A 17,053-nucleotide genomic window follows, 5' to 3' on the forward strand; every position below is an offset into this window, starting at 1 on the left:
CTATGGTCTCGACCCGACTCTCTCGACTTGAAGGTCACCGCCGCAAATTCATGGCGGTGATTGACGATACCCCGGAATGCGGCCGCGCTGTCCATTATGCGGGCATGCGCGCCAAGAACTCCAATGGCGGTCTCGTCCTGCTCTATGTGATCGCCGACGGCGACTTCCAGCAATGGCTGGGGGTTGAGGAAATCATGCGTGCAGAGGCGCGCGAGGAGGCCGAGGCGACGCTGGCCAAGGTGGCCCAGTCCGTGCGCGAGCGGATCGGCATCGAGCCGGAGATCGTCATCCGCGAGGGGACGGCGACCGAGCAGATCCATGCGGCCATCGAAGAGGATCGCGACATCGCCATTCTGGTGCTCGCCGCCGGGTCGGCAAAGGAAGGCCCGGGCCCCCTGGTGTCGTCGATCGCGGGCAAGGCTGCGGCCTTTCCCATTCCCGTCACGGTCATCCCGGATGCGTTGACCGATGAGGAGATTGACGCGCTCAGCTGACCTGCGTCGCTATGCGCTCTTGCGGCCCAAGTCTTGGGCCCCTATATTCTTTTGAATTATTCTAAAGAGCTGGGCGAATGCCGCTTCCGGCGAAACGGAGACAGACATGTTCATTCAGACCGAAGCCACGCCGAACCCGGCCACGCTGAAGTTTCTGCCGGGCAAGGTTGTTCTGGAAAACGGCACTGCTGAATTCCGCGACGAGGAGGAAGCCCGTGCCGGTTCTCCGCTTGCCGCACGGCTGTTTTCGATCCCGGGCGTCACTGGTGTCTATTTCGGCTACGATTTCATCACCGTCAGCAAGGAAAACCAGGAATGGCAGCACCTGAAGCCGGCGATCCTCGGTTCGATCATGGAGCATTTCATGTCGGGCCAGCCGATCATGGCCGGCAGCGGCCGTGCCGAGCAGGATGACGCCGAGGACGAGTTTTTCGATGAGGGTGACGAGACGATCGTCGCCACCATCAAGGAATTGCTCGAAACGCGTGTCCGCCCGGCGGTTGCCCAGGACGGCGGCGACATCACCTTCCGCGGTTTCAAGGATGGCACCGTGTTCCTGAACATGAAGGGCGCCTGCTCCGGTTGCCCGTCGTCGACGGCGACGCTGAAGCATGGCGTGCAGAACCTGCTTCGCCACTTCGTCCCGGAAGTGGAAGCCGTCGAGGCCGTCTGACCGGGCGATGGTCGCCGGCGGGACCCATGGCCCCGTTGACGACGTTCGACGGATATCGGTGAGTTTGACCGCAAGGCGCTGTTGGCCTTGCGGCTTGTGGCGTCTCATAAGATCACAGCGTTGAAATGATTGTACTTGCGCTCGACACGTCCGGTACCGGCTGCTCCGCCGCCGTCTATGACAGCGAAGCGGCGGTCGTGCTTGGCCGTTCCGGCGCTGATCTTGGCAAGGGCCACGCCGAGCGGCTGATGGAATTCGTCGACGAGGCGCTGGCAGCTGCCGGCCGCACGCTCGGCGATATCGATCGTATCGCCGTCACCGTCGGTCCGGGATCCTTCACCGGAATCCGGGTTGGCGTTGCTGCCGCCCGCGGCCTGGCACTTGCCCTCGGCAAGCCCGCAGTCGGCGTTTCCACGCTTTTGGTTCTGGCGGAGGGCCTGCGGGCAGCAGCCCCCGGCAAGCCCGTGCTCGTTGCCATCGACGCCAAGCGCGAAGAGATCTACCTCCAGGCTTTCGACGGTTCCGGCGTCGCGCTCGGCGAGCCGGACGCGCTATCGGTCGAGGCGGCGCGCGAGCGGTTCTCCGGTTTTGAAGGCATAGTCGGCGGTTCGGGAGCGCACCTGGTCGCCGCGAACATCGAGCCGAAGCCCCCCGAACTCATTGACGTCGCCATCGTTGCCGAGCTCGGCGCCCTGGCCGATCCAGCCTCGGCCAAGCCGCGGCCGCTATATCTCAGAGGCCCCGACGCCAAGCCGCAGGCGGGCTTCGCGATTGCCCGAGCATAGACCGAGATGAGCTTCACCGACTACTTCGCCCGCCGCACCGAATTCGACATCTTCCCGTTGGAGGAAGCCGATCTCATCGCGGCGGCGGCGCTGCATCGCCAGCGGTTTGCGTCGCCTTGGAGCGATGGTGAGATCCATGCGCTTCTGGTTCAGGAAACCGTCTTCGGTTTCGTTGCCCGCCAGACCAATGGCTCCTACCGCCCGGCCTTCGGCGGCTTCGTGCTGTCGCGCGCTGTGGCCGGCGAGGCGGAAATCCTGACGATCGGTGTCGATCCGCGCTACGCGCGCTCCGGTCTCGGCTGGCGGCTGATGCAGGCGGCGATGCGCGAGGCTCTGGTCAAGGGCTCCGAAGCCCTCTTCCTGGAAGTGGACGAGACCAACCAGCCGGCGATCGGGCTTTATCGTAAGCTCGGCTTCAACAAGGTCGGCGAACGCCGCGCCTACTATCAGGACAAGGCCGGCCAGCGGACGGCTGCGCTTGTCATGCGGCTCGATCTTCGCTAGTCCCAAGCCGGGCAGGTCGCGCGCGGGAACTCTATTCCAGATATGATCAACTGGCTACGGATTGCGATTTTCGCAGCGCTTCTCGCGCTGATCTCGCTCGTCTTGATGCCGATCCAGGTCATCTGCCTCTGGCTTGATCTGAAACTGCGCCGCCGGTTGCCGCGCTATTGGCACAGGCTCGCCTGCTATCTTCTTGGCATCAAGGTGCGCACGCACGGCGAAGTGGATCACCGGCGACCGCTGCTGATCTGTGCCAACCATGCCTCCTGGAAGGACATCCTTGTCCTTTCGACAGTGGCGGACGTCGTCTTCGTCGCCAAGTCGGAGGTCAAGGGCTGGCCGGTGTTCGGCTTGCTTTCCCGGCTGCAGGCATCGATCTTCGTCGAACGCGAGCAGAAACGCTCGACCGGCAAGCAGGTCAACGAAATGGGCCGGCGCATGGCGTCGGGCGAGATCGTCGTGCTCTTTCCCGAGGGAACCACATCGGACGGTAACCGGCTCTTGGAGATCAAGACCTCGCTCTTCGGTGCTGCCGCTTCCGCCGTGCCGCATTCACCAACTGGGCTTGTCCATGTCCAGCCGGTGGCGATCTCCTATACCGGTATCCACGGCATGCCGATGGGCCGCTACAACCGGCCGATCGCCGCCTGGCCTGGCGACACTGAACTGGTGCCGCATCTGCTTGGCATTTTGCGGGAAGGTGCCATCGAGGTCGATGTCGATTTCGGCGAGGCCATCGACTACGACCGGCACACCAATCGCAAGGAAGTAAGCCGCAAGGTCGAGCTGAGCATCCGCAGCATGCTGTCGGACCGCCTGCGTGGTCGCGCCTGACGCCGCTCAAGGCAAGAGGCGGCATGCCGAAAATGCTTCAATTCCGGGCGACTTTGCACTAAAGAACCCGGCATGACCCAGGAAACTGCCCTTCTGTCGACAACGCCCGCCATGGGCGACGAGCGCGTGCCGGCCCGCAAGGTCTTCGTCAAGACCTACGGCTGCCAGATGAACGTCTATGATTCCGACCGCATGTCGGATGCCTTGTCGCGTGACGGCTACGTCTCGACCGATGTGCTGGAAGATGCCGATTTCGTGCTCCTCAACACCTGTCATATTCGCGAGAAGGCGGCAGAGAAGGTCTATTCCGAGCTCGGCCGCCTGCGCGATCTGAAGAAGGAAAAGGCCAAGCAGGGCCGCGAGATGATGATCGGCGTCGCCGGTTGCGTCGCGCAGGCCGAGGGCAACGAGATCCTCAGGCGTGCGCCCGCGGTCGATCTGGTGATCGGCCCGACGACCTATCATCGCCTGCCGGAAGCCTTGAAGCGGGCCCGCAGCGGCGAGCGCGTCGTCCAGACCGACTATGCCGTCGAGGACAAGTTCGAGCACCTGCCGGCGCCCGACAAGGCAAAGACTCGCCAGCGCGGCGTCACCGCCTTCCTGACGGTACAGGAAGGCTGCGACAAGTTCTGCACCTTCTGCGTCGTGCCCTATACCCGCGGGTCGGAAGTCTCGCGTCCGGTCGCCCAGATCGTTTCGGAAGCCGAAAAGCTCGTCGAGGGTGGTGTGCGTGAAATCACCCTGCTTGGCCAGAACGTCAACGCCTGGCATGGCGTCGGCCCCGATGGCCGGGAGTGGGGGCTTGGCGACCTGCTGACGCGCCTCGGCGAAATCGAGGGCCTCGCTCGGCTGCGCTATACGACCAGCCACCCGCGCGACATGGACGACAGCCTGGTTGAAGCGCATCGCTCGATGGCAAAGCTGATGCCCTACCTGCACCTTCCGGTACAGTCCGGCTCCGACCGCATCCTGAAGGCGATGAACCGTCGGCACACGGCCGCCGAATACCTGGCGCTGATCGAGCGTATCCGTGCGGTCCAGCCGGACCTCGCATTGTCGGGAGATTTCATCGTCGGCTTCCCCGGCGAGACCGACGAGGACTTCGAAGACACCATGCGCCTTGTCGAGGCCGTGGGTTATGCACAGGCATTTTCGTTCAAATATTCGACGCGCCCGGGAACGCCCGGCGCCGAGCTCGGCGACCAGGTCCCGGAGGACGTAAAGGCCAAGCGCTTGGAAAAACTGCAGGCTTTGCTGTTTTCGCAGCAGCGTGCCTTTGCCCAATCCTGCGTCGGCCGTGAAATCGACCTGCTTTTGGAGAAGCCGGGACGCATGCCGGGCCAGCTCGTGGGGCGTTCGCCTTGGCTGCAGCCGGTGAATGTTGATGCAAAAGCATCGCAAATCGGTGACATTATCAGGGTGCGAATCATCAAGGCCGGGCCGAACAGCCTGTTTGCGGAGATGATCGGGTAAGGACCGAAAGCAAGGAGCCTGAACCGCTTGAACGGACACGAATTGATCTCTTCATCCACGCGCCAGTCGAAAACCACTGCGACAGACGCCAATCACTTCGTGCTGACATTCGAGAACAATCGGTTCGCCAGCGAGCTCTTCGGGCAGTTCGATCAGAACCTGAAGCTTCTTGAGGAACGCCTGCGCATCGACGCCAGGCCGCGCGGCAATTCCGTCGCGATTTCCGGTGATGTCGTTGCCACCAATCAGGCACGACGCGCTCTCGACTATCTCTATGGACGGTTGCAGAGTGGCGCATCGATCGATGCTTCGGATGTGGAGGGCGCCATCCGCATGGCGGTCGCGGCCGACGATCAGCTACAATTGCCGACCATGGAGCGTAAAGCCAAATTGACGATGGCGCAGATTTCGACCCGCAAGAAGACGATTGCGGCACGCACTCCGACGCAGGATGCCTATATCCGCGCGCTCGAGCGTTCCGAGCTGGTCTTCGGCGTGGGGCCCGCCGGCACCGGCAAGACTTATCTGGCCGTTGCCCATGCCGCCCAACTGCTGGAGCGCGGCGCGGTCGACCGCATCGTGCTGTCGCGTCCCGCCGTTGAAGCGGGCGAGCGCCTGGGCTTCCTGCCCGGCGACATGAAGGAGAAGGTCGACCCCTATCTGCGGCCGCTCTATGACGCGCTCTATGACATGATGCCCGGCGACAAGGTCGAGCGTGCGATCACCGCCGGCGTCATCGAAATCGCGCCGCTCGCCTTCATGCGCGGCCGTACCCTTGCCAATGCGGCCGTCATCCTCGACGAGGCGCAGAACACCACATCGATGCAGATGAAGATGTTCCTGACCCGCCTCGGCGAAAACGGCCGCATGATCGTGACGGGCGATCCGAGCCAGGTGGACCTGCCGCGTGGCGTCAAGTCGGGCCTGGTGGAAGCGCTGCAGATCCTCAGAGGGGTCGAGGGCGTCTCCGTGGTGCGCTTCAAGGATGCCGACGTCGTCCGCCATCCGATGGTCGCGCGCATCGTCCGGGCCTACGAGTCCCATACGGCCGTCCATGACGAAAGCGAGCAGAGCGACCGCTGATCGGCGGTCGTTGCGATCATGACGGCATTGGATATCCAGATCAGCGTCGAGGAAGGCAACTGGCCGGACGAAGAGGCGCTGTTTGCCTTTTCGTCACCCGTTCTCGAAGCGGCAGTGGCGTTTCTTTCCAAGGAGGAAGGGCAGCCGCTGCCGACGATGCCTCCTGAACTCTCGCTCGTCTTTACCGACGACGCCTCGATCCGGGCGATCAACGCCGAGTGGCGCAACCAGGACAAGCCGACCAATGTGCTGTCCTTTCCGGCCTTCCCGGTAACGCCGGGTGCGATGCCCGGGCCGATGCTTGGCGACATCATCGTCGCCCGGGAAACGCTCGAGCGCGAAGCGGTGGAACTCGACAAGAGTTTCGATGCCCACCTGACGCATCTCTTGGTGCATGGATTCCTGCATCTTTTCGGTTATGATCATATGGAAGATGACGAAGCCGAAAGAATGGAAGGCCTCGAGACTCGCATTTTGGCGCGTCTTGGCCTATCTGACCCCTACGGGGACCGTACCCCGGATTAACAGTTTGGACCGATGAGCGATTATAAGACACAGCCCGTCGCGCTGGCGACCGAGGAGGCCGAAGCCTCCGGAGAGGCGGAGGCGGGCAGTAGTAGCACCGCTACTCGACACGAGGGCAACAGATCCACTTCATCCTTTTGGAGCCGGGCCGCGCGCCTGCTGCGTGGCGCAAATCCATCGAGCCTGCGCGAGGATCTCGCCGACGCGCTTCAGACCGATGCCGATAGCAATACGGCCTTTTCGCCCGAAGAGCGGGCGATGCTCAACAACATCCTGCGCTTCCGTGAGGTTCGTGTCGAAGACGTCATGGTGCCGCGCGCCGATATCGAGGCGGTCGACCAGAGCATCACCATCGGCGAGCTGATGGTGATCTTCGAGGAGTCCGGCCGCTCGCGCATGCCTGTCTACAGCGATGGGCTCGACGACCCGCGCGGCATGGTGCATATCCGCGACCTGCTCTCCTATGTTACCAAGCAGGCGCGCAACCGCCGCCGCGGCGGCAAGGTGCAGGTGGCAACCACCACTGCGCCGGCGGAGAAGACGCCGCGCTCGCCAAAGGCGAGCTTCGATCTCTCTCGCGTCGATCTCGGCAAGTCGCTGGAAGAGGCGGGCATTATCCGCCAGCTCCTGTTTGTGCCGCCGTCGATGCTGGCTTCGGACCTGATGCAGCGCATGCAGGCCGCCCGCATCCAGATGGCCCTCGTCATCGACGAATACGGCGGCACGGATGGCCTCGTTTCGCTCGAGGACATCGTCGAGATGGTGGTCGGCGACATCGAGGACGAGCACGACGACGAGGAAGTGATGTTCGCAAGCACTTCCGACGACATCTTTGTTGCCGATGCGCGTGTCGAGCTCGAGGAGATCGCCGAGGCGATCGGGCCGGACTTTGATGTGCGCGAGCAACTCGAGGACGTCGATACGCTCGGCGGTCTGATCTTCGCCTCGCTTGGCCGCATCCCGGTGCGCGGCGAAGTGGTGCAGGCCTTGCCCGGCTTCGAATTCCAGATCCTCGATGCCGACCCACGCCGCGTCAAACGCGTTCGCATCATGCGCAAACGGCCACCGGCACGCCGGCGCGTGCTGCGCCCGGACGGCGAGGTTGCGAGCGACGTAGTGCTTTCTGGCCGTGCCAACGGCGCTCCGCCGCCTGAGTCGGTCACGGACGAACCATAATCCTTCCCATGGTCCCGCCTCTTTGAGCGCGGGGCTTTGCCGGCAGTCAATCGTCCCTATTGAACCGCCATCGAGACGGGCCGGCAGTCCGATCAAGATCGCGCATGGCAGCCGCGTGCGCGGTCCTGCCCGCCAAAGCCCTCATGAAGGGGACAAGCAGTCCGTTTTTTGGAACACTGACGCCGATTGATTCGGTTGTTTTTCCGCGTGCGCGCCGTTGCGAACGGCCCGCGCCGACTGGAGGCTGCATGGTAAAAATGGCTGGCAGGGTGATGCTCTTGTCCGGATTGCCCAGGGCGTTGGTGGCGTTCATCGCCGGGCTGGTGGCGGTCCTGGCGCAGCCGCCCTTCGGCATCTTTGCCTTTGCCTTCATCTCTTTCCCGGTTCTGGTCTGGCTCATCGATGGTGCCACGGGAAATCCCGAGGGCGGCATCGTGCGGCGGCTCTGGCCGGCTGCTGCCGTCGGCTGGTGGTTCGGCTTCGGCTATTTTCTCGGCGGCCTCTGGTGGCTCGGCAATGCGCTGCTGGTCGAGGCAGACGAATTCGCCTGGGCCTTACCGCTCGCCGTCGTCGGCCTCCCGGCCTTTCTGGCGCTCTTTTACGCGTTGGCAACGGTGATCGCCCGCATCTTCTGGTCAGATGGGGTCGGGCGGATCGCAGCACTTGCCCTTGCCTTCGGCCTTTGCGAATGGCTGCGCAGCTTCCTGTTTACCGGCTTTCCCTGGAATGCCGTCGGCTACGCGATGATGCCGATGCCGCTGATGATGCAGTCGGCAAGCGTCGTCAATCTCGCCACCATCAACATGCTGGCGGTGTTTGTCTTTGCGGCTCCGGCACTCATCGCGACGGGCAGGGGCAGCCGGATCGGCATGACGATTGCTCTGATGCTTTTCACCGCCCATGTCGGCTACGGCTTTTATCGGCTTGCACAACCGGCGCCGGCTGCCCCCGAGCCGCCGATAGCCTTGCGCCTTGTCCAGCCGGTGATCGACCAGGCAAAGAAGCTCGACGACAATGAACGGGCGGCGGTCTTCGAGGAACACCTTACGCTGACCGGCGCTGCTCCCGAAAACGGCGGCAAACGGCCCGACATCGTCGTCTGGCCCGAAACCTCGATCCCCTTCATCCTCACCGACAACCCGGATGCGCTGGCCCGCATCGCCGAGGTGCTCGACGACGACCAGGTGCTGATTGCCGGCGCCGTGCGGGCGGAGGATGCGGGTGCCGGCCTTCCACCGCGCTACTACAACTCGATTTATGTCATCGACGGTCGTGGCCAGATCATCGGGGCGGCCGACAAGGTGCATCTCGTGCCCTTCGGCGAGTATCTGCCGTTCGAGGATCTTCTGTCGTCCTGGGGCCTGAGCTCGGTCGCCGCCTCGATGCCCGGTGGGTTCTCTGCAGCGAAAAAACGCAGCTTGCTGACGCTGTCCGGCGGCAAGACGCTTTATCCGCTGGTCTGTTACGAGGCGATCTTCCCGGATGAAATCGATGGAGATGCGCGCCGGGCCGATGCGCTTCTCAATGTCACCAACGATGCCTGGTTCGGTGACACGCCCGGTCCGCGCCAGCATTTCCACCAGGCGCAACTGCGCGCCGTCGAGACCGGAACTCCACTTATCCGCGCGGCCAACAGCGGTATATCAGCAATTGTTGATGCACGTGGGGTTTTAATGGTAGGATTGTCCTACAATTATAGGGGAGTGGTCGACACACTTCTGCCGGGAAAGATGCCTACGCCCTTGGACGACGCCATGCGCAGTCGGGTCTTTTGGTTGTGCGCACTCTTCCTCCTTCTGGTTGCAGTGTTTTCGCGTGTTGGTTTTAATATTAGGAAGAATTGACCTAAAACCCCTAAAATTGCATAGTGATCCGCACCATCGTCCTTGTTGTGGCGGCTTTGTCCAATCATCGTGGGTTCGTCCCGGTGAGTGGTGCCGCCATGTTGGGCGATGGATCAACGAAACAGCGTGTTTGGGAACGCAGATATGATCGAAAACAAAAAGAAGCCGAACCCGATCGACATCCATGTCGGCAGCCGGATTCGTCTTCGCCGCACGATGCTTGGCATGAGCCAGGAGAAGCTCGGCGAAAGTCTGGGGATCACATTTCAGCAGATTCAAAAGTACGAGAAGGGCACGAACCGCGTCGGCGCCAGCCGGTTGCAGAACATTTCGGGCATCCTGAACGTTCCGGTTTCCTTCTTCTTCGAGGACGCGCCGGGTGAGAGCGCCGGTCAGCCGGGCATGGCAGAAGCCTCCAGCTCCAACTACGTCGTCGATTTCCTCTCGTCTTCCGAAGGACTGCAACTCAACCGCGCTTTCGTCAAAATCACCGATCCGAAAGTTCGCCGCCGGCTCGTCGATCTGGTCAAGGCACTCGCTGCGGAAGCAGAAAGCGAATAGTTCCAGCGTTCCCGTCGGGACTTGAAAACAAAGCGGCCTCAGTGCCGCTTTTTTCATGCCCGGTTTCCTTCGGAACGCTCGATGCGATCGATTGCGATATCGATATAAAGATATATTTATGTCGTTGTGCGCTTGTTTTTCGGTCGCAAAACCACTAACACCATGCCAGCGCTTTTTCTTCATTGAGGGGACTTCCCGCATGCGTGCAAACTACCTGTTCACGAGTGAATCCGTAGCCGAAGGTCATCCGGACAAGGTGTGTGACCGTATCTCCGACGAGATCGTCGACCTGGTCTACCGCGAAGCTGCCAAGACCGGCGTCGATCCCTGGGGCGTCCGCATCGCCTGCGAAACGCTGGCAACGACCAACCGCGTGGTCATCGCCGGCGAAGTGCGTCTGCCGCCGAGCCTTCTGAAGAAGGACAAGGACGGCAACGACGTCATCAACCCTTCGAAGTTCAAGTCGGCCGCCCGCAAGGCGATCCGCGAGATCGGATACGAACAGGACGGTTTCCACTGGAAGACGGCCAAGATCGACGTTCTCCTGCACTTCCAGTCCGCCCACATTGCCCAGGGCGTCGACAGCGCTGCCGACAAGCAGGGTGAAGAGGGTGCCGGCGACCAGGGCATCATGTTCGGTTACGCCTGCCGCGAGACCGCCGAGCTCATGCCGGCGCCGATCTACTACTCGCACCGCATCCTCAACCTCCTCGCCGCCGCCCGCAAGAAGGGCGAAGGCGAAGTTGCCAAGCTCGGCCCGGACGCCAAGAGCCAGGTTACCGTACGCTACGTCGACGGCAAGCCGTCCGAGGTTACCTCGATCGTGTTGTCGACCCAGCATCTCGATGACAGCTGGGATTCGGCCAAGGTCCGCTCGGTCGTCGAGCCCTATATCCGCGAAGCCCTCGACGACCTGAAGATCGCCGACGATTGCACCTGGTACATCAACCCGACCGGCAAGTTCGTCATCGGTGGTCCGGATGGTGACGCCGGCCTCACCGGCCGCAAGATCATCGTCGACACCTACGGCGGTGCAGCACCCCATGGCGGCGGCGCCTTCTCGGGCAAGGACACGACCAAGGTTGACCGTTCGGCCGCCTATGCCGCACGCTACCTGGCAAAGAACGTCGTTGCCGCCGGTCTTTCCGACCGTTGCACAATCCAGCTGTCCTACGCCATCGGCGTTGCCCAGCCGCTGTCGATCTATGTCGACCTGCATGGCACCGGCAAGGTTTCGGAAGACCAGGTCGAACGCGCCATCCGCAAGACGATGGACCTGTCGCCGACCGGTATTCGCCGTCACCTCGACCTCAACAAGCCGATCTACGCCAAGACCTCCGCTTACGGCCACTTTGGCCGCAAGGCAGGCCGCGACGGCTCCTTCTCCTGGGAGAAGGTCGATCTGGTAAAGCCGCTGAAGGCTGCGATCGAAGAAGACGCCGGCGCGATCAACGGCCGCGCAGCCGCCTAAGGCTGCGCGCCACTGCATGTTTCCTTAGTTCCTAATTCGATTTAAGGACAAAAACATGCAGCGCTTCAAAGTGTTACAGCGGTCTTTGCGCGTCTTATGAGACGCGCGGCGCTGTAAGCGGTGCATTGAAGATAACGCAGCCGCCTGCTATCAGGCGCAGCGATAATCAGGGCGGGCGCTCCGGCGAGGAGCGTCCGCTTCGTTCATTTTGATTTCGGATCGCTCGATCGGGATCATCTTGGATCAAGGGAAGAACGAGATATGACCGAACCGCGCCGCGCCAGAGCAACAGAGGCCTTCTTCGGCCGCCGCAAGGGCAAGCCGCTGCGCGAGCGGCAGGCGACGCATCTGGAGACCGTTCTGCCGACGTTGAAGCTCGATCTTTCAGCGAAGGCGCCGGCCGACCTGAAGGCGATGTATCCTGAGGGCGTGGGGCGCATCCGCCTGGAAATCGGTTTTGGCGGCGGCGAGCACCTGATCCATCGTGCGGCCGAGGCGCCGTCGACGGGTTTCATCGGCGTCGAACCCTTCGTCAACTCCATGGCCAAGCTGGTGGGGCACATCGAGGATCGCGGCGTCAGCAACATCCGCCTCTACGATGATGACGCAACCCAGGTTCTCGACTGGCTGCCGGCCGCCTCCGTCGATCAGATCGACCTGCTTTATCCGGACCCGTGGCCGAAGCGCAAACACTGGAAGCGTCGCTTCGTCTCCAAGGTCAATCTCGACCGTTTCGCGCGCGTGCTGAAGCCGGGCGGGCTGTTCTGCTTCGCCTCGGATATCGACACCTATGTCAACTGGACGCTGTTGCATTGCCGCGATCACGCGGCCTTCGAGTGGACGGCCAAGAATGCCGCCGATTGGCTGACGCCCTATGAAGGCTGGCCGAGCACACGCTACGAGGCCAAGGCACGCCGTGAAGGACGCAGTTCCGCCTATCTCATCTTTCGCCGCGTCTAAAGCAATTCCAGGAAAAGTGCGAAGCGGTTTTCCGTCCGGAATTGCGATCCACAAACTCAATTCCAGGAAAAGTGCGAAGCGGTTTTCCGTCCGGAATTGCGTCGGCCAAGACCGCAGCGGCTTCAGTGCGACATCACGCTGCCGCCGCCAGCGGCGGCAGCCTGATCAATGCAGGGTGACCGTCTTCAGGTCGTCTTCTGCTGCCTTGAAGAAGGTGCTCGAACGGTTGTCGGTCAGAAGGATCGGTGTGCCGTCGGCGCCGAACAGTGCCCACAGATCGATGCCCGGACCCATCTCCGGCGCTTCCGGGAAGCAGCGGGACACTTCCTCCGAACGCATCTTCCGGATATAGCCGATTTCGCCTTCGCCCAGATGAGCAAGGTCGTTCTTCGACAGTGACGAGCTGATGGCTTTCAGTCCCATGGTGATACTCCGTGGTCGCCGGCAAGGGGAGAATCCCGCCGGTTATCCTACTCTGGGACTGAAATGTTAATTTTCTTTACCATGCGCACCGGTTCGGGGCGTACGAGATCGACGGACAAAAGGCCGTTGCGCAATTCCGCACCCAGCACCTTCATGCCGTCGGCAAGAACGAAAGTACGCTGGAACTGGCGTGCGGCGATGCCGCGGTGCAAATAATCGCGATCACCGGTTTCGACCTGCCGGCCGCGAATGACGAGCTGGTTTTCTTCCGTGGTGACTTCGAGGTCTTCTTCGGAAAAGCCGGCGACCGCCAGCGTTATCCGCAGCCGCTCCGGTTCATCCGTCGAGGCGTCGCCGCGCACGCGTTCGATATTGTAGGGCGGGTATCCGTCATTGCCCTTGGCAATGCGCTCAAGGGTCTTTTCCATCGTGTCGAAACCCAGCAGAAGCGGGCTCGTAAAAGGCGTAATTCGGCTCATTCATCAAGTCCTTGTGAGATCAAGCGACCGTTGTGCGGACCTGCCACGCAGCATCCATTTTTCAATATGGTAGCTGTGCGCAATGAGTGCAAGCGGCTTGCCTCTGGCGTGCACGCAAATCATAGTCCGCAGCGCAGAATCCGAGAACGGGACGAGAAAAGGTAGCAAACCTTCGCCGTACCTGCTCCAGCGCATTGGAAACGATCACGCCCGGGATGGGGTCGGATCGGTCCAGATCACCGTGATCCAGGGAGGACGAGAGAGTGCCCGCGCCGAGAAAGATAATCATAGACACCGATCCCGGGCAGGACGATGCCGCCGCCATCATGCTTGCCTTCGGTAGCCCCGAAGAGATCGATGTTCTCGGCATCACCGCTGTCGCCGGCAATGTGCCGCTGGCGCTCACCGCGCGCAATGCCCGCATCCTCTGCGAGCTTTGCGACCGGCCGAAGGTCCGGGTCTTCGCCGGCGCCGACAAGCCGATCGCCCGCGCGCTCGTGACCGCCGAACATGTGCACGGCAAGACCGGCCTTGACGGTCCCGCGCTCGATGAGCCGAAGATGCAGCTCGAAGCGCAGCACGCGGTCGATTTCATCGTCGAAACCCTGCGCCATGAAGCGGCAGGAACGGTGACGCTCTGCACGCTCGGCCCGCTCACCAACATCGCCCTTGCACTTGAGAAGGCGCCCGACATCGCGCCGCGCGTCAAGGAACTGGTGATGATGGGCGGTGGCTTCTTCGAGGGCGGCAACATCACGCCGGCGGCCGAGTTCAACGTCTATGTCGATCCGGAGGCTGCCGATGTCGTCTTCCGTTCGGGCATCCCGATCGTCATGATGCCCCTCGACGTCACCCATCGGGTACTCACGCACAAGGCGCGTGTGCAGAAAATCCGCGAGATCGGCAGCCGCCCGGCGATCGCCATGGCCGAGATGCTAGAGTTCTTCGAGCGCTTCGACATCGAGAAATACGGCACCGACGGTGGCCCGCTGCACGACCCGACGGTCATTGCCTATCTCTTGCGCCCGGAGCTTTTCACCGGACGCGACTGCAATGTCGAGATCGAAACCAAGTCGGAGCTTACGGCCGGAATGACGGTGGTCGACTGGTGGCAGGTTACCGGCCGGCCGCACAACGCCAAGGTCATGCGCTTCATCGATGACCAGGGCTTCTTTGATCTCCTGACGGAGCGCCTGGCGCGCATCTGACCATTCGGCTGAAGCGACAAACAAAAAACGGCGCCTCGAAAGGCGCCGTTTCTATTGGGTCAAGCTGCGATCAGAACTCTTCCCAGTTGTCCTGGGCGAGCGCATTGGCGCCGGAGGTCTGGGCGAGAACCCGCTGCGTCGAGGCGGAGTAGCCGGCGCGCGCTGGGCTTGCTGCCGGAGCGGGGCGTACGTCGCGGGCGGGCGCCGGCTGAGGGGCCGGGCGCTCTGCGGCGCGCATCCGCTCCGCCGTGCCGCGCAGCATGTCCGCCGAGGACGGCTTGGCCGTGCCGGAAGCCTGGGCCACGCGGAAGCGCGAGACGAGCGTGCTGAGCGTACGCGCCTCTTCGTTGAGCGCCATGCCGGCAGCCGTCGTCTCTTCGACCATCGCGGCGTTCTGCTGGGTCACCTGGTCCATCTGGTTGACGGCCGAGTTGATCTCCTTGAGGCCGACCGCCTGTTCGGAGGCCGAACTCGAGATCTGGCGGATGAGGCCGTTGATCTGCACCACCTGCTCGGCGATCTTTTCGAGAGCACCGCCAGCCTTGCCGACGAGATCGACGCCTTCGCGCACCTGGCCTGCCGAGGTGTTGATCAGCGTCTTGATCTCCTTGGCGGCATTGGCGGAGCGCTGGGCAAGTTCGCGCACTTCCTGGGCGACGACGGCGAAGCCCTTGCCGGCATCACCGGCACGCGCCGCCTCGACGCCGGCGTTGAGCGCCAAGAGGTTGGTCTGGAAGGCGATCTCGTCGATGACGCCGATGATGCGGCTGACCTCGTGCGAGGACTGCTCGATGCCCTTCATCGCGGCAATTGCCTTCTGCACCACTTCACCCGACTGCCCGGCATCGCTGCTGGCCACTTCCACCGACTTGGCGGCAACCTTGGCGTTTTCGGCGCTGGCGTTGACCTGCGAGGTCAGCTCGTCGAGTGCTGCAGCCGTTTCCTCGAGGCTTGCGGCCTGCTGTTCGGTCCGGTGCGACAGGTCGTTGGCGGCACTGCTGATTTCGCTGGTGCCGTTGCCGATGTTGACGACCGAGTGGTTGACGGTGCGGATCGTCTCTTCGAGGCTTTCCATCGTCGCGTTGAAGTCGCGCTTCAGCTGGGCGTATTCGCCCGGGAACTCGTCGGTGATGCGGTAGGCAAGGTCGCCGGACGACAGGTGCGACAGGCCCTTGCCGAGCCGCGCGACGATGTCGCGCTGCAGCGCGCTGGATTCGGCGCGTTCGGTTTCCGAGCGACCGCGTTCGCGTTCGGCCTGTTCGCGCTCATGGCGGGCTTCGCCTTCCAGCCGCTTGGTGTCGGCCAGCTGGTGGCGGAAGCCTTCAAGCGCCTTGGCGACTTCACCGGTTTCGTCGGAGCGCTCCTGGCCCGTGATCGCGTTGGTGTAGTCGCCCTGGCTGAGGTTGTTGACGTCCTTGACGAGAGCGGCGAGCGGCTTCTGAACGAAGCGGCGGACGGCGAGGTAAAGGCCGATCAGCACAGCGGCGAGCACCACGAGGCCGCCGATGATCATCATATAGGTCTGGTCCTTGACCGGCGCATTGATCGCCGTGCGCGGCACGTCGACCAGCACGATCCAGCTCGTGTTCACACCCGAAAGCGCGAAGGGATAGACGAGGCGGTCGAAGGGCTCGTTGCCGTCATAGGAAAGGTTGGAAATGATGCCGGGCTTGCCGGAGGAGAGCGCGTCCTTGATGACCTCGTTGCCGATGCCGTCATAGTCCTTGAGCAAAAGTTCCGGGATCGGCGCGACCAGCCACTTGCCGCTCTGCGACAGCAGGTAGACGCGGCCGGTCTCGAACGGCTTCAGCTTCGAAAGGCCTTCGGCGAGCGACGCGAGCGAAATGTCGACACCAGAGACGCCGATCAGCTTGCCGCCCGACATGACCGGATAGGCGATCGAGCTCATTGCGGTCGGAACGTCGGTGCCTTCAGCGGTATAGGGCTGGGTGATCGCGCCCTTGCCGCTCTTTGCTGCGAGCGCATACCACTCGGCCGGATAATCGGCACGGAAGGTGGAGTACTGGATGTCGTTGTTGCGGGTCTTCGACCAGTAGGGTGTGAAGACACCCTCTTCGTTGCCGCCCAGTTCCTTGTTGTTGATCACATCGTCCTTGCGACCGTCGAAGGCCTTGGGCTCTTCGGCGAACCAGCTGCCGAAGGCGAAGGGGTTCTGCTCCAGGTTCGCCCTGAGAACGTTGATCACCCCGGTGCGCTCCATCGACTTTTCGGCGTGCGCCCGGCCGATGACGCCGGCCATCGAGCGGGCGGCACTCGCAAGCTCGCCGACGTCTCCGGCGATGTCGGAGGCGATCGCACGGGCTTCGCCGTTGGCCTGTTCGAGGACCAGCGTTTCGACGCGATCCTGGGTCTGGGAGATGAGAACGAAATTCGAGGCGAGCAGCACAAGCGCAATCGTGCCGCCTGTCACCGCGATCAATTTGGTCGCCAGCGATTTGGCTTGGAACTTGAACATGAAATCCTCACGTGCTGGGAGGTCCACAGGCTCTCACCTGCGGCGGACGCAATTCGCAATGGGGGTGGACTCCATCATGGAGCG

Annotated in this window: 17 protein-coding genes; 14 read left to right on the forward strand and 3 right to left on the reverse strand. The window is 62.6% G+C overall.

Annotated features, from left to right (window positions below; translation table 11 throughout):
* Window positions 1-2: 2 nt before the first annotated feature.
* The 13 genes from MKZ91_RS22090 to trmB all read left to right on the forward strand — a co-directional run bounded on the left by MKZ91_RS22090 (window position 3) and on the right by trmB (window position 12,383).
* The gene (locus MKZ91_RS22090) at window positions 3-494 is read left to right on the forward strand and encodes a universal stress protein (RefSeq protein WP_057248011.1); all 492 of its coding nucleotides are present in this window, start codon (window positions 3-5) and stop codon (window positions 492-494) included.
* Window positions 495-600: 106 nt separating this feature from the next.
* Window positions 601-1,167, forward strand: coding sequence for a NifU family protein (locus tag MKZ91_RS22095; protein ID WP_336173182.1), 567 nt, complete (start codon window positions 601-603; stop codon window positions 1,165-1,167).
* A gap of 125 nt (window positions 1,168-1,292) precedes the next feature.
* Window positions 1,293-1,952: a tRNA (adenosine(37)-N6)-threonylcarbamoyltransferase complex dimerization subunit type 1 TsaB gene (gene tsaB / locus MKZ91_RS22100; protein WP_336173183.1), complete on the forward strand. Its 660-nt coding sequence runs from the start codon at window positions 1,293-1,295 to the stop codon at window positions 1,950-1,952.
* Between the two features lie 6 nt (window positions 1,953-1,958).
* On the forward strand, window positions 1,959-2,456 hold the full coding sequence (locus tag MKZ91_RS22105) for an N-acetyltransferase (protein ID WP_336173184.1): 498 nt from the start codon (window positions 1,959-1,961) through the stop codon (window positions 2,454-2,456).
* A gap of 42 nt (window positions 2,457-2,498) precedes the next feature.
* Window positions 2,499-3,290: a lysophospholipid acyltransferase family protein gene (locus MKZ91_RS22110; protein ID WP_336173185.1), complete on the forward strand. Its 792-nt coding sequence runs from the start codon at window positions 2,499-2,501 to the stop codon at window positions 3,288-3,290.
* 72 nt (window positions 3,291-3,362) lie between these two features.
* Window positions 3,363-4,763 carry a tRNA (N6-isopentenyl adenosine(37)-C2)-methylthiotransferase MiaB gene (miaB, locus tag MKZ91_RS22115; RefSeq protein WP_336173186.1) on the forward strand — a complete coding sequence of 467 codons (1,401 nt, stop codon included), beginning with the start codon at window positions 3,363-3,365 and terminating at the stop codon, window positions 4,761-4,763.
* Between the two features lie 27 nt (window positions 4,764-4,790).
* Window positions 4,791-5,846 (forward strand): PhoH family protein, encoded by a 1,056-nt coding sequence (locus MKZ91_RS22120; protein ID WP_336173187.1) that lies wholly within the window; start codon window positions 4,791-4,793, stop codon window positions 5,844-5,846.
* Window positions 5,847-5,864: 18 nt separating this feature from the next.
* Window positions 5,865-6,371 carry an rRNA maturation RNase YbeY gene (gene ybeY, locus MKZ91_RS22125; RefSeq protein ID WP_336173188.1) on the forward strand — a complete coding sequence of 169 codons (507 nt, stop codon included), beginning with the start codon at window positions 5,865-5,867 and terminating at the stop codon, window positions 6,369-6,371.
* 12 nt (window positions 6,372-6,383) lie between these two features.
* On the forward strand, window positions 6,384-7,547 hold the full coding sequence (locus MKZ91_RS22130) for a hemolysin family protein (RefSeq protein WP_336173189.1): 1,164 nt from the start codon (window positions 6,384-6,386) through the stop codon (window positions 7,545-7,547).
* A 248-nt stretch (window positions 7,548-7,795) separates the two neighbouring features.
* Window positions 7,796-9,391: an apolipoprotein N-acyltransferase gene (lnt, locus tag MKZ91_RS22135; RefSeq protein WP_336173190.1), complete on the forward strand. Its 1,596-nt coding sequence runs from the start codon at window positions 7,796-7,798 to the stop codon at window positions 9,389-9,391.
* A gap of 144 nt (window positions 9,392-9,535) precedes the next feature.
* Window positions 9,536-9,952, forward strand: a complete 417-nt coding sequence (locus tag MKZ91_RS22140) for a helix-turn-helix domain-containing protein (RefSeq protein WP_336173191.1) — start codon at window positions 9,536-9,538, stop codon at window positions 9,950-9,952.
* A 199-nt stretch (window positions 9,953-10,151) separates the two neighbouring features.
* Window positions 10,152-11,423 (forward strand): methionine adenosyltransferase, encoded by a 1,272-nt coding sequence (gene metK, locus MKZ91_RS22145; RefSeq protein ID WP_336173192.1) that lies wholly within the window; start codon window positions 10,152-10,154, stop codon window positions 11,421-11,423.
* 261 nt (window positions 11,424-11,684) lie between these two features.
* Window positions 11,685-12,383: a tRNA (guanosine(46)-N7)-methyltransferase TrmB gene (trmB, locus tag MKZ91_RS22150; RefSeq protein ID WP_336173193.1), complete on the forward strand. Its 699-nt coding sequence runs from the start codon at window positions 11,685-11,687 to the stop codon at window positions 12,381-12,383.
* Window positions 12,384-12,548: 165 nt separating this feature from the next.
* Here trmB and MKZ91_RS22155 read toward each other — a convergent pair whose 3' ends face one another.
* Together MKZ91_RS22155 and MKZ91_RS22160 are read right to left on the reverse strand one after the other, a co-directional pair.
* Window positions 12,549-12,806: a DUF1150 family protein gene (locus MKZ91_RS22155; RefSeq protein ID WP_336173194.1), complete on the reverse strand. Its 258-nt coding sequence runs from the start codon at window positions 12,804-12,806 to the stop codon at window positions 12,549-12,551.
* 47 nt (window positions 12,807-12,853) lie between these two features.
* Window positions 12,854-13,285, reverse strand: a complete 432-nt coding sequence (locus MKZ91_RS22160) for an Hsp20 family protein (RefSeq protein WP_336173195.1) — start codon at window positions 13,283-13,285, stop codon at window positions 12,854-12,856.
* A 263-nt stretch (window positions 13,286-13,548) separates the two neighbouring features.
* On the opposite strand from MKZ91_RS22160, the gene MKZ91_RS22165 reads away from it, so the two are divergent.
* Window positions 13,549-14,493: a nucleoside hydrolase gene (locus tag MKZ91_RS22165; RefSeq protein WP_336173196.1), complete on the forward strand. Its 945-nt coding sequence runs from the start codon at window positions 13,549-13,551 to the stop codon at window positions 14,491-14,493.
* A 70-nt stretch (window positions 14,494-14,563) separates the two neighbouring features.
* Here the strand turns inward: MKZ91_RS22165 and MKZ91_RS22170 are convergent, their stop codons facing one another.
* On the reverse strand, window positions 14,564-16,969 hold the full coding sequence (locus MKZ91_RS22170; protein WP_336173197.1) for a methyl-accepting chemotaxis protein: 2,406 nt from the start codon (window positions 16,967-16,969) through the stop codon (window positions 14,564-14,566).
* Window positions 16,970-17,053 lie beyond the last annotated feature (84 nt).

It is taken from the genome of Ensifer sp. MJa1 (genome assembly GCF_037026475.1).
Classification (GTDB): domain Bacteria; phylum Pseudomonadota; class Alphaproteobacteria; order Rhizobiales; family Rhizobiaceae; genus Ensifer.

Bases quoted from the DNA above. Each gene is read 5' to 3' on its own strand.
- miaB (WP_336173186.1), top strand. From the start codon at position 3,363: ATGACCCAGGAAACTGCCCTTCTGTCGACAACGCCCGCCATGGGCGAC.
- MKZ91_RS22110 (WP_336173185.1), top strand. From the start codon at position 2,499: ATGATCAACTGGCTACGGATTGCGATTTTCGCAGCGCTTCTCGCGCTG.
- metK (WP_336173192.1), top strand. From the start codon at position 10,152: ATGCGTGCAAACTACCTGTTCACGAGTGAATCCGTAGCCGAAGGTCAT.
- MKZ91_RS22170 (WP_336173197.1), bottom strand. From the start codon at position 16,969: ATGTTCAAGTTCCAAGCCAAATCGCTGGCGACCAAATTGATCGCGGTG.
- trmB (WP_336173193.1), top strand. From the start codon at position 11,685: ATGACCGAACCGCGCCGCGCCAGAGCAACAGAGGCCTTCTTCGGCCGC.
- MKZ91_RS22130 (WP_336173189.1), top strand. From the start codon at position 6,384: ATGAGCGATTATAAGACACAGCCCGTCGCGCTGGCGACCGAGGAGGCC.
- ybeY (WP_336173188.1), top strand. From the start codon at position 5,865: ATGACGGCATTGGATATCCAGATCAGCGTCGAGGAAGGCAACTGGCCG.
- MKZ91_RS22155 (WP_336173194.1), bottom strand. From the start codon at position 12,806: ATGGGACTGAAAGCCATCAGCTCGTCACTGTCGAAGAACGACCTTGCT.
- MKZ91_RS22140 (WP_336173191.1), top strand. From the start codon at position 9,536: ATGATCGAAAACAAAAAGAAGCCGAACCCGATCGACATCCATGTCGGC.
- MKZ91_RS22105 (WP_336173184.1), top strand. From the start codon at position 1,959: ATGAGCTTCACCGACTACTTCGCCCGCCGCACCGAATTCGACATCTTC.
- lnt (WP_336173190.1), top strand. From the start codon at position 7,796: ATGGTAAAAATGGCTGGCAGGGTGATGCTCTTGTCCGGATTGCCCAGG.
- tsaB (WP_336173183.1), top strand. From the start codon at position 1,293: ATGATTGTACTTGCGCTCGACACGTCCGGTACCGGCTGCTCCGCCGCC.
- MKZ91_RS22160 (WP_336173195.1), bottom strand. From the start codon at position 13,285: ATGAGCCGAATTACGCCTTTTACGAGCCCGCTTCTGCTGGGTTTCGAC.
- MKZ91_RS22090 (WP_057248011.1), top strand. From the start codon at position 3: ATGGTCTCGACCCGACTCTCTCGACTTGAAGGTCACCGCCGCAAATTC.
- MKZ91_RS22095 (WP_336173182.1), top strand. From the start codon at position 601: ATGTTCATTCAGACCGAAGCCACGCCGAACCCGGCCACGCTGAAGTTT.